We start from the raw sequence: 11741 nt of genomic DNA, 5'->3' as shown, positions 1-11741 counted from the left end.
GCACCGCGCGCGCACCGGGCCGGTCAGCGGCCGTCGACCAGCGCCAGCGCCCGCTGCCGGGGCAGGTCCGCGCCCCGGGCGTACGCGGTGGCGAACGCCGCCTCACCCAGGTGTTCCCGCAGCTCGACGGCGGTGGGTGTGCCGGCCGGGGCGTCGGCCGCGCCGGTGCCCGCCAGCAGCGCCGCCGCCGCGCCCAGCAGGCGGGCCGCCGACTCGGGGTCGCCGTCGCGCAGCAGCGGCCCGGCCAGCCCGTCCGCGGCGGCGGCCACCACCGGCACGTCCCACACACCGACGCCGGCGGTGAGGACCTGCCGGTAGTGGGCGCGGGCCGTAGCCGGGTCGCCGGTGGCGTCGGCGAGCTGCCCGAGCGTCACCAGCGCCGCGAGCCGCACCACATCGGCGCCGAACCAGCCCGACGGGCACTGCGCGACCGCCCGTTCGCACAGCGTCCGCGCCCGCCGCGGGTCGCCGTCGCGGCGGGCGATCTCCCCGAGCCCCAGGTACGCGGCGGCGACCAGCTCCGGCGCGCCGGCCGGACCGGCGATGCGCCGCACCCGCCGGAAGTCCTCGGCCGCGCCGGTCAGGTCACCGGCGGCGAGCCGCCCGTCGGCGCGGGTCCGCAGCAGCTCCGCCAGGTCCAGGGTGGAGCCGAGCTGCTCGGCCAGCTCCAGCGCCTCGGCCATCGGCGCGGCCGCCGACGCGACGTCACCGGTGCGGTAGGCCGCCTCGGCGCGGGTGGACAGCGTCACGATCATGCCCCAGCGGTCGTCGAGCGCCCGGAAACCGGCGAGCGCGCCGTCCAGGTCGGCGTGGGCCTGGGCGTGACGGCCGTGCAGCAGACCGACCATCGCGGTGCCCAGGCGGCCCAGCGCCCGGCTCCACGGGTCGGCGCCGAGCAGCCGGTCCCGGACGGCCCGCTCGTGCAGCGCCGCCGCGTCCTGCGGCGACGGGGGCCCGCTGGCCATGCCGGACAGGTAGAGCAGGAACGGATGCCGGGGCGGCCGGGCCATGGTCCACAGGATCCGCGACGCGGCGTCGACCTCGCTGCGGTCGCCGCCACCGGCGAGCGTGGCGATCAGCAAGGCCAGCGCGTATTCCTCGGCCAGGCCGTCGGGTGGGCCGTCGAGCCGGTCGACAAGCCGCCGGGCCGGCGCCGCGCCCTCCCCGCGCAGACCCCGCAGCCACCAGTAGAAGGCCAGCGCCGCGACCAGCCGCAACCCGGTCGCGGTGTCCGCGCGCCGCAGCGCCGCGTGCAGGTCGTCGCGGGCGGCGTCGAGGCGGCGCAGCCACCGCTCCTGGCCGCCGCCGCGCAGGCCCGCGTCGCCGGCCTGCGCCAGACCCAGGAAGTACGCGGCGTGCGCGTCGCGGATCCGCCCGGTCTCGCCGTGCTCGGCCAGCCGGGCGGCGGTGAACTCGCGGATCGTCTCCAGCATCCGGTAGCGCCCGCCGGCCGCCTCCACCAGCGACTTGTCGACCAGGCCGGTGAGGGTGTCCAGGACGTCGCCGGCGTCCGGGCCGCACACCGCCTGCACCGCGGCCAGGTCGGCGGCGCCGGCGAACACGCTCATCCGGGCGGCCAGCCGCCGCTCCGGCTCGTCGAGCAGGTCCCAGCTCCACCCGACGACCGCCTCCAGCGTGCGGTGGCGGGGCGCGGCGGTGCGGTCGCCGCGGCGCAGCAGCCGGAACCGGTCGTCCAGGCGGGCCGCGACCTGCGCCACCGGCAGGGCCCGCAGCCGCGCCGCCGCCAGCTCCAGGGCCAGCGGCAGCCCGTCGAGGGTACGGCAGATCCGCAGCACCGCCGGGGTGGTGTCGGCGTCGAGGGTGAACCCGGGCGCCACGTCGGCGGCCCGGTCGGTGAACAGCCGCACCGCCGGGTACGCGGCCGCCGTCGCCGGTGCGCTCGGCGCGTCCGGGGCGGCCAGGCCACCGACCGGGCACAGTGCCTCACCGGTGAGGCCCAGCGGCTCCCGGCTGGTGGCCAGCACCCGCAGCCCGGGAGCGGCGGCGAGCAGCCGGGCGGCCAGCCGGGCCGCGTCGTCGATCACGTGCTCGCAGTTGTCCAGCACCAGCAGCAGACGCCGGCCGGCCAGCGCCGCCACCAGCCGGTCGGTGAGGTCCCGGGGCCCGCCCGGGGCCCGCAGCCCGGCGTCGCGCAGGTCCAGCGAGGTCAGCACCGCCGGCGCCACAGGCGAGCCGGGCGCGACAGCGGCCAGCTCCACCAGGCACACCGGCCCGTCGTGCCGGGACGCCGCGGTGGTGGCCAGCCGGGTCTTCCCAGCGCCGCCGGGGCCGTGCAACGTCACCAGCCGCGCCGAGGCCAGCAGCTCCTCGACGCGCCGCAACTCCCGTTCCCGGCCGACGAAGCTGGTCAGCGGGGCGGGCAGCCGCGCCGGCGGCGCGGGGTCGTCGCGCAGCAGCGTGGCGTGCAACGCGACCAGCTCCGCCGACGGGTCGGCGCCCAGCTCCTCGGCCAGCACGCGGCGCGCGTCGGCGTACGCGGCGAGGGCCTCGGCGCGGCTGCCCGCGCCGTGCAGGGCGCGCATCAGCAGCCCGTGCAGCCGCTCCCGCAGCGGATGCGCCGCCACCAGGGCCCGCAGCTCGGCGATCAGCGGCGCCCCGGGCGGCGCGAGCGCCAGGTCCGCCTCGACCCGGTCCTCGATCGCCGCCAGGCGCAGCTCGCGCAGCCGGGCCGCCTCGACGTCGGCGAACGGCGCCCCGGCGACATCCGCGAGGGGTTCGCCGCGCCACAGGTCCAGCGCGTCGCGCAGCAGCGCCGCCGCGCCGCGCGGATCACCGTCGGCCAGCGCCGCCCGTCCCGCCCCGGCCAGCCGGGTGAACCGGTGCACATCCACCCGCTGCGGGTCGACGGCCAGCCGGTAACCGGCCGGACCGAACTCGATGCGCGCCCCGGGCAGCAGCCGCCGCAGCCGCGACACCTGCGACTGCAGCGCGTTCGCGGCCTGCTCCGGCGGCCGGTCGCCGTAGACGCCGTCGATGAGCCGCCGCGGCGGCACCGTGCGGTCGGCGTCGAGCAGCAGCAGCACCAGCAGGGCGCGCAGCCGCTCACCGGCGACCGGGAGCGCGCTGCCGTCGGCCGCGTACGCCTGGGTCGCGCCGAGCACACCGAACCGCATGGGCCCGATTGTCGCCTGTCGCCGGCACCGCCCACACTCCCCACCCGCCGGTCACAGGTGACGCCGGCGCCATTCGGACTGCTCCCGCTCGGCGGCGACCTGCTCGTCCAACGCGGTCCGGCGCACCTGACGACGCCACGGGTCACCCGCGCGCAGACCGAACAGCACCAGGAAGACGCTGACCGCCGCCAGGATCGCCAGAGCGGCCACCACCGGCAGCCGGCCCGCCCACGGCAGCCCCACCGCCAGCACGAGCACCACACAGGTGGCGACCGCCGGAATCCGTTGGGTCGCCCGCACCGCCAGCGCCAGCAGTCCCAACATGTAGATGACCACCCCGGCGAACAGCACCCGGCTGTCCAGCTCGGCGGCGTGTTCCCACCAGGGATCGCCGTGCGGGTGGGAGATGACGGTGAGGTAGCGCTTGAGCCCGAGGGCGAACAGGATGATCCCGGTGATCAGCGGCAGGTGCAGGTAGGCGTAGGCGTCGCGGGCGAGCGCCGCTCGTGCCCGGACGTCGCGGGTGCGATGCAGCCGCTGCTCCAGCGCGGGTGCCAGAGTGTCGAAGTACAGCCACCACAGGGACGCGATGATGGTGACGCCGAGCACCGACGCCACGATCACCGGCCACGTGGCCGGCAAGCCTGCGCTCAGCTTCGGTCCCAGCCCGAGCGAAATGATCGACTCGCCGAGCGCGATGAGCAGGATCAGCGCGTATCGCTCGGCCCAGTGGGCGGCGGACACGACTGTCAGCCCGGCGCTGGGGGCGAGGCCCCCGGAGGTGTACTCGACGCAGACCGCGGCCAGCCACAGCGCCAGCGGCAGCCACCTCGCCCATGGCTGCTGGGGTGACTCGGGCAGTGCCTTGGTGGCGAGGATCAACGCCACGCTGGTCAGCGGTGGGAGACCGAGGCGCAGGGCGGTCCGTCCGCGGCGGCTGCTGCGGGCCAGGAACACCAGCACCTGGGCCGCCCGGATGATGAGGTAGCAGCAGGCGAACAAGACCAGACCGGGCGGACCGGACTGCTGCTGCGCCTGCTCCTCGGCGAACGCCGACGGTGTGCTCAGCGTCAGCACGAACAGCGCGGCCACCGTCACCGAGCCGACAAGCGGCATCACCCCCTGGTCGGTGCGGACGACGTTGCCCAGGGCGGCGAAGGACACCCAGCACCACCACAGCAGCAACAGCAACAGCAGTCCCGCCAGCAACGACCTGCCGCTCAGGGTTTCGGAGAGGACGTTCGTGACGTTCAGGAACGCGAACACGAACACCAGGTCGTAGAACAACTCCACCCGGGTGACGCGCGAGCCGGGCGCGGTCGGCAGGACACGACCCCGTCCCCGCTCAGCGTTCATGCTGCCGAGCATGGCAGCGGGCCCCGCCCACCGAGGCGCAGTTGCCCGATCGGTGGCGCAGGGGCGCGGGCCGACGGCCGGTACGGGCGGGTAGCCTTCGGCCCGTGATCGTGGTGAGAAGCCGGTGACGACGCTGGAGCAGGAGCAGTCGCGCACCGTCGCCGACGGGGCGCGTCCCCTGCCGCTGACGCTGGCCGTGCCGGCCGCCGTACTGGCCGGGGTGGCGCTGCTGCTGGCGTTCCCGCCGTACGGGATGTGGCCCCTCGCCCCGGTCGGGGTGGCGTTGCTGGCGGCCGCCGCGCACCGGCGGCGGTTGCGGGCCGGCGCCGGGCTGGGCTTCCTGGCCGGGGTGGCGCTGTTCGCGCCGCTGCTGGAGTGGACGAACCTGCACACCGGCTACCTGCCGTGGGCGCTGCTGTCGCTGCTGCAGGCCGCCTACCTGGCGCTGCTGGGCGCCGCCACCGCCTGGGTGTCGCCGCTGGCCGACCGGCACCGGGCGGCATGGCCGCTGCTCACCGGCGTGTTGTGGGTGGGGCAGGAGGCGCTGCGCGACCGGACCCCGTTCGGCGGGTTCCCGTGGGGGCGGCTGGCGTTCAGCCAGGACACGTCGCCGATGCTGCGGCTGGCCGCGCTCGGCGGCGCGCCGCTGGTCACGTTCGCGGTAGCGGTCGCCGGTGGGATCCTCGTCGCGGTGGCGTGGCGGGACTGGCGTCGCGCGCCCGGGCAGTGGCGGCCGGTGGCCGGGCTCACCGCCGGGCTGGTCGCGCTGCTCGCCGCCGGACCGGCCGTGCCCGCCGAGGTACGCGGCGCGGACGGCACCGTCACCGTCGCGATCGTGCAGGGCAACGTGCCGCGCCTCGGGCTGGACTTCAACGCGCAGCGGCAGGCGGTGCTCAACAACCACGTCGACGCCACGCTGGAACTGGCCGAACGGGTCACCGAGGGCGGGCAGCCCCGCCCCGACCTGGTGGTGTGGCCGGAGAACTCCAGCGACATCGACCCGCTGCGCAACCCGGCCGCGGGGGAACGGATCGGGCAGGCCGCCGACGCGATCGGCGCGCCGATCCTGGTCGGCGCGGTGCTCGCCGGCCCGGAGGCGGGGCAGGTGCGCAACGTGGGGCTGCTGTGGCGGCCCGGCACGGGCGTCGACCTGGACCAGACGTACGTCAAGCGGCATCCGGTGCCGTTCGCCGAGTACGTGCCGCTGCGATCCCTCGCCCGCATGGTCAGCTCGCAGGTCGACCGGGTCAGCTCCGACTTCGTCCCCGGTGACCGGCCCGGCGTGGTCGACGCGGGCGCGGCGGTCCTCGGCGACGTGATCTGCTTCGAGGTCGCCTACGACGGGATCGTCCGGGACACCGTGACCGGCGGCGCGCAGCTGCTGGTGGTGCAGACGAACAACGCCACGTTCGACGTGGCCGAGGCCCGCCAGCAGCTGGCCATGGTGCGGTTGCGGGCGGTGGAGCACGGCCGGGCCGCGTTGATGGCCTCCACGGTCGGAGTGTCCGGGTTCGTTACCCCCGACGGGCGGGTAGACGGTGCGACCGGGTTCAACACCGCCGCGGTGGTGGTGCGGCAGATGGAACTCGGCAACGGGCGTACCCCGGCGACCACGGCCGGGGTGTGGCCGGAGGTGGCGCTCACGGCGCTGGCGGTCGCGGCCCTGGCCGGCGCGGCCGTGCTGCGCCGGCGCCGGGAGGTCGCTCCCGGCTGAGCCGACGAGCGGGAGGCGGTGCGACGGTGGCGGTGACAGCCGACAGGCGGACGGCCGGCCACCCCGGGGTGGGGCGGGTCCTGGTGGTCATCCCCACCTACAACGAGGCCGACAACGTCGAGCGGATCGTCGCCCGGGTACGCGCGGCGGCGCCCGCGGTGGACGTGCTCGTCGCCGACGACAACAGCCCAGACGGCACCGGCGCGATCGCGAACCGGCTCTCCGGGGACGACCCGCGGGTGCACGTGCTGCACCGCGAAGGCAAGGAAGGGCTCGGCGCGGCCTACCTGGCCGGTTTCGCCTGGGCCCGCGCACGCGGCTACGACGCCGTGGTGGAGATGGACGCCGACGGCTCGCACGCGCCGGAGGACCTGCCGGCGCTGCTGGACGCCGCCCGCGACGCCGACGTGGTGATCGGCTCCCGGTGGACGCGCGGCGCGCGGGTGCTGAACTGGCCGTGGCAGCGGCTGCTGCTGTCGCGGGTCGGCAACCTGTACGCGCGGCTCGCGCTGGGCATGCCGGTCAGCGACGCCACCGGCGGCTACCGGGTGTACCGGCGCAGCGCGCTGGACGCCATCGACCTGGACTCGGTGCGCTCCCAGGGGTACGCCTTCCAGGTCGAGCTGTCCCGGCTGGCGCACCGAGCCGGGGTACGCATCGTGGAGGTGCCGATCACGTTCGCCGAGCGGGAACACGGCGACAGCAAGATGAGCCCGCTGATCGTGGCCGAGGCGCTGTGGCGGGTCACCCGGTGGGGGGTGCGGGACCGCCTGGCGACCGCGTCCGCCCGCCCGGACGCGCTCGCCCGCTGGCCTTGAGCCGAGGCGTGTCATGCTTGAGGGGCGTGATGACCCCGGGCGGATGAGGTGAGATGCGCCGAGGACTGAAGTACGTACCCCCGGCCCTGCTGCTGTTGGCGCTGCTGGAGCTGACCGTTTTCGTGCTGGTCGGCCGGGCTGTCGGGTTCGGCGCGGCGGTGCTGCTGGTGTTCGGCGCGTCCCTGCTGGGGCTGGTGCTGCTGCGCCGCGAGGGCATGCGGGCGTGGCGCGGATTCCGCGCGGCGGCGCAGGCCGGCCGTCCACCGGGCCCCGAGGTGACCGACGGGCTGGTCGGGCTGCTGGGTGCGCTGCTGCTGGCGATGCCGGGCCTGGTCAGCGGCGTGGTGGGCCTGCTGTTGCTGCTGCCGCCGATGCGCCGGCTGGCCGGTGGCGGGGTGCGCCGGGCCACCGAGCGGCGGGTGTCGTCGATGGTCGCCGGTGACCTGTTCGGGCCACGGCGGGTACGGGTGTACCGGGGCGCGCCGCAGCCGACCCCGCAGCCCGCGCCGTCACCGTCGCCTGGTCCGGCGCCTTCGCCGACGCCCCAGCCGGTCACCGACCCCGGCAAGGCCATCGAGGGCGAAATCGTCGACCGCTGACGCACGCCCGCCGCGCTGCGTTGCGCCGGGCCATCGGCTTGATCGACTCCACTTCGCCGAGGTGGTGGCATCAGACCGCGCCCGACCCCGCCACCACCCCGAACTGGCGACCGCGCCCCGCCCGGGCAACGGAAACGCCCCCGGGTGACCCGGGGGCGTTTTCGGTCATGCGGGAGATGCTCAGGCGCGACCGCGACGGGTCCGGACCTCCTGGAGCCGCTCGGCGAGGATGTCCTCCAGCTCGGCGATCGAGCGCCGCTCCAGCAGCATGTCCCAGTGGGTACGCGGCGGCTTGGCCTTCTTCTGCTCCGGCTCGGTGCCGTCGACCAGGCGGGCGACGCTGCCGTCGAACTTGCACTCCCAGGTCGTCGGGACCTCGGCGTCGACGGCGAACGGCACCTCGAACTGGTGGCCCTTGGCGCAGAGGTACTCGCGGGTCTGGCGCGGCGCGAGCTCCGTGTTGCGGTCGGATTCGTAGCTGACCGCGCCCAGCCGGCTACCGCGCAGCATGCGCTCGCCCATGATCGACTTCCCCTCGTCCGTGGTGCTGGTCTTCAGGTGTAACGGCCGGTCACCGTTCGCCCATTCCCCACCCACGTCGGCAGGGCCGTACGCGGGTCGGAAGAACCAAGGGTAACCGGCCATGACAGCTGCCCGGCGGGGTCGTCCCCGGCCGGGCCGAATCGGTGGAGTGTTTCGCCTGTCAATGGGGATGTTACCCACCTGTTTGCGTGCCGGAGGTGACGATGAGCAGTGACGCGCCGGTCGGGGCCCGGCCACCCGCGGGCAAGACCTTCTTCGGTCATCCCCGTGCGCTGTCCACGCTCTTCCTCACCGAGATGTGGGAGCGGTTCAGCTTCTACGGCATGCGGGCGATCCTGGTGCTGTACCTGACCGCCGCGGTCGCCGACGGCGGACTCGACATCGGTGAGTCCAGCGCCAACGCCGTGTACGGCACCTACAACGCCATGGTCTACCTGATGGCCCTGCCCGGTGGCTGGGTGGCGGACCGGCTGATCGGCGCGCGACGCAGTGTGCTGTGGGGCGGCGTGGTGATCGCCGCCGGCCACTACGTGATGGCGATCCCGACCGGGTGGAGCGTGTTCGCCGGCATGGCGCTGATCGTGCTCGGCACCGGCCTGCTCAAACCGAACATCTCCACCATGGTCGGTGACCTGTACGAGCGGGACTCGCCGCGCCGCGACGCCGGGTTCTCGATCTTCTACATGGGCATCAACCTGGGCGCGTTCATCGCTCCGCTGATCACCGGCTTCCTCGGCGAGAAGATCAACTGGCATCTGGGGTTCGGCGCCGCGGCGGTCGGCATGACCTTCGGCGTACTCCAGTACGTGCTGGGCCGGCGCAACCTCGGCGACGCCGGCGCCCGCCCGGCGGACCCACTGCTCGGCGCGGACCGGCGACGCGCGCTGACCCGCATCGGCGTGGCCACAGGGATTCTGCTCGCGGTGCTGCTGGTGCTGCTGCTGGCCGGCTGGTTCACCGTCGACACCGTGGTCAACCTGCTCACCGTGGTGACGGTGCTGGTGACAGTCGGCTACTTCGCGCGCATCCTCACCGACCGGGAGATCAGCGGCACCGAACGCAGCCGCATGAAGGCGTACGTGTGGCTGTTCGTGTTCGCCGCCTCCTTCTGGCTCATCTACGACCAGGCCGGATCGGTGCTGAACATCTTCGCCGCCGACCAGACCGACCGCTCGGTGGGCGGGTTCACCTTCCCGGCGTCCTGGCTGCAGTCGGTGAACCCGATCCTGATCATCATCGGCGCGCCACTGGCCGCCGCGCTGTGGCTCAAGCTCGGGCACCGGGTGTCCACGCCCACGAAGTTCGCGGTCGGCCTGGTGCTCAACGGTCTGTCGTTCGTGCTGATGGCCGCCGCCGCGCGGGCCGCCGTCGGCGGCGACCTGGTCTCACCGCTGTGGCTGGTCGCGGTGTACGCGATCCAGGTGGCCGGCGAGCTGTCGCTGAGCCCGGTCGGCCTGTCCGCCACCACCAAACTGGCCCCGGTCAAGTACGCCAGTCAGATGCTGGGCCTGTGGTTCCTCGCCACCGCCGTCGGCGACGCGATCGGCGGCCAGGTGGCCCGGCTGGCCGGCGCCTGGTCGCAGCCGGTGTACTTCCTGACCTTCGGGCTGGCCTCGGTGGTGCTGGGCCTGGCCGCGGTGATGTTCACCCGCCAGATCCGGACCCTGATGGCCGGCATCCACTGACCTGGCTCACACCGACGGAGTGGGCGGCAGTGGCAGCGGCAGGCCGGGCAGCCCGTCGATGCTGGTGGCGACGTGGTCCTTGCCGGCGAAGTACGCGCTCAGCGACGTGTCGTCCTCCCGGGCGAACCGGCGTTCGTGCAGGTCGCGGTCGGCGTCGTAGGTCATGAACGGCACCGCGTAGCCGCAGGTGTCGCGGATCAGCTCGGCGTGCGCCACGATGATCGCCCGCAGGCCGTGCGGGCCGGGGTCGATGTCGGGGAAGTGCCGCAGCAGGCCGGGCCAGCGCGGGTCGTCGCGGAACACCGGCTCGCCGCGCCCGTGCACCCGCACGATGTTCGGCGGGCCGGCGAACGCGCACCACATCAGCGTGATCCGGCCGTTCTCCCGCAGGTGGGCGATGGTCTCGGCGTTGCTGCCGGCGAAGTCCAGATACGCCACCGTGTGCTCGTCGAGCACCGCGAAGCAGCCGCGCAGCCCTTTCGGGGACAGGTTGACGGTGCCGTCACCGGACAGCGGGGCGGTGGCGACGAAGAACATCGGCTGCGCCTCGATGAAGTCCCGCAGCCGGCCGTCGATGCGCTCGTATGTCTTTCCCATGCCCCGATCCTCCCCGCCGGCACGGGTCCGGCGCTGCCCCCTTCCCAGCCCGTGGCGGTCAGCCGGTGCGGGTGCCGAGCCGCGCCAGCGCCGTCGCCAGGTCACTGACCTGGTCGGCGAGCTGCCCGGCGCGCCGCTGCGCGGCGTCCCGGTCCGCCTCGATCACGGCCGTGCGCGCGGCCAGGTCGGCCGCCCGCGCCTCGGCGGCGCTCGCGGCACGCCGCACGTCGGCCAGCTCCGCGGCGAGCGCGTCCCGCTCGGCGGTACGGGCCGCGGCCTGCTCCACCGCGGCGGCCACGTCGGCACGGAACCGCTCGACGGCAGCGGCAGCCTCGGCGCGGACCGCCTCGATCGCCGCGCTCGCCTCGGCGCGGGCCCGCTCCAGCGCCGCCTCGGCGTCGGCACGTACCGCGTCGGCCCGGTCCCGCTCGGCGCGCGCCGCCCGCGCTGCGGTGGCCTCGGCGTCGGCGCGTTCGGCGGCGGTCCGCGCCGCGCGCTCGGCCTCGGTGGCCCGCCCTTGCGCGGCCTGCGCGTCGGCGCGCGCCCGGTCGGCGTCGGCGCGGGACTGTTCGGCCCGGTCCAGGGCCTCGGCGGCGGACCGGGTGGCCCGCTCGGCGTCGGCGCGGGCGGTGTCCCGTTCGGTGGTCAGCTCAGCGACGCGGCGGCGTTCGGCGTCGCGTTCGGCGCGTACCGTGCGCAGGTCGTGCCGGGCGGCGTCGCGGTCGCGTTCGGCCTGCACCCGCAGCGCCTGCGCCGCGCCCGCCTCGGCGCGGGCCGCGTCGCGGGCGTCCTCGGCGGCGGCGACCCGCTCGGCGGCCGTCGCGGCCGCCGCCTCTGCCCGCTCGGCCCGGTCGGCGGCGGCGTCGCGTTCGGCGTACGCGGCGCGGGCCTGCTGCCGTTCGCGGGCCGCCGCCGCGGTCGCGTCCTCGGCCTCGCGGCGCGCCTCGTCGCGCTCGGCGTGCGCGGCCGCCACCTGCGCGGACGTCTCCGCGCGCAGCTCGGCGAGCTGCCGTTCCACACCCGCCGGGGACAGCTCGGCGTGCAGCGCCTCGGTGAGGGTCTCGACGATCTGGTCGAGCCGGTCCACCGCCTCCCAGGTGCGCGCCACCTGCCCGGGCAGGCCGGGGGAGTTGCGGTGACGCATCCGCGAGTTGCGCGCGGCCCGCTGGCAGGCGCCGTCGTTGTCCCGGCAGTAGCGGAACGGGCGGCCCGCGCCGACGCGCTGCGGCACGTCGCGTCCGCAGTGGGCGCAGGGTCGGGTGTCGGTGGCGGGCTCGGCGTCCATCGGGGGCGAA

At 75.5% G+C, this 11741-nt stretch carries 9 protein-coding genes; 4 read left to right on the top strand and 5 right to left on the bottom strand.

What is annotated here, in order from left to right:
- Positions 1-23: 23 nt before the first annotated feature.
- Entirely contained in the window at positions 24-3134 is a 3111-nt protein-coding gene (locus tag A8711_RS26540) for a BTAD domain-containing putative transcriptional regulator (RefSeq protein ID WP_069089688.1), read from the bottom strand.
- A 51-nt stretch (positions 3135-3185) separates the two neighbouring features.
- Positions 3186-4502 (bottom strand): low temperature requirement protein A, encoded by a 1317-nt coding sequence (locus tag A8711_RS26535; protein ID WP_069089687.1) that lies wholly within the window; start codon positions 4500-4502, stop codon positions 3186-3188.
- Positions 4503-4614: 112 nt separating this feature from the next.
- Here A8711_RS26535 and lnt point away from each other — a divergent pair, with 112 nt between their 5' ends.
- The 3 genes from lnt to A8711_RS26520 are packed head-to-tail and all read left to right on the top strand — an operon-like array spanning position 4615 to position 7621.
- Complete coding sequence (lnt, locus tag A8711_RS26530; protein WP_069089686.1) at positions 4615-6204, top strand: apolipoprotein N-acyltransferase; 1590 nt, start codon at positions 4615-4617, stop codon at positions 6202-6204.
- 26 nt (positions 6205-6230) lie between these two features.
- Positions 6231-7022 carry a polyprenol monophosphomannose synthase gene (locus A8711_RS26525; RefSeq protein ID WP_069089685.1) on the top strand — a complete coding sequence of 264 codons (792 nt, stop codon included), beginning with the start codon at positions 6231-6233 and terminating at the stop codon, positions 7020-7022.
- A gap of 53 nt (positions 7023-7075) precedes the next feature.
- The gene (locus A8711_RS26520) at positions 7076-7621 is read left to right on the top strand and encodes an FxsA family protein (protein WP_069089684.1); all 546 of its coding nucleotides are present in this window, start codon (positions 7076-7078) and stop codon (positions 7619-7621) included.
- A gap of 180 nt (positions 7622-7801) precedes the next feature.
- Here the strand turns inward: A8711_RS26520 and A8711_RS26515 are convergent, their stop codons facing one another.
- Positions 7802-8143 (bottom strand): RNA polymerase-binding protein RbpA, encoded by a 342-nt coding sequence (locus A8711_RS26515; protein WP_007070998.1) that lies wholly within the window; start codon positions 8141-8143, stop codon positions 7802-7804.
- A 224-nt stretch (positions 8144-8367) separates the two neighbouring features.
- On the opposite strand from A8711_RS26515, the gene A8711_RS26510 reads away from it, so the two are divergent.
- A complete protein-coding gene (locus A8711_RS26510; protein WP_043330143.1) occupies positions 8368-9849 on the top strand; it encodes a peptide MFS transporter in 1482 nt (493 codons plus the stop codon).
- Positions 9850-9855: 6 nt separating this feature from the next.
- On the opposite strand, the gene A8711_RS26505 is transcribed toward A8711_RS26510, so the two are convergent.
- Both A8711_RS26505 and A8711_RS26500 read right to left on the bottom strand, forming a co-directional pair.
- On the bottom strand, positions 9856-10446 hold the full coding sequence (locus tag A8711_RS26505; protein WP_043324102.1) for a pyridoxamine 5'-phosphate oxidase family protein: 591 nt from the start codon (positions 10444-10446) through the stop codon (positions 9856-9858).
- A gap of 58 nt (positions 10447-10504) precedes the next feature.
- On the bottom strand, positions 10505-11731 hold the full coding sequence (locus A8711_RS26500) for a hypothetical protein (RefSeq protein ID WP_069089683.1): 1227 nt from the start codon (positions 11729-11731) through the stop codon (positions 10505-10507).
- Positions 11732-11741 lie beyond the last annotated feature (10 nt).

Source organism: Micromonospora sp. II (genome assembly GCF_001709195.1).
Lineage (GTDB): Bacteria > Actinomycetota > Actinomycetes > Mycobacteriales > Micromonosporaceae > Micromonospora > Micromonospora chalcea.
Note: the sequence above shows the minus strand (reverse complement) of the source record. Positions and strands in the feature narration are given on the sequence as shown.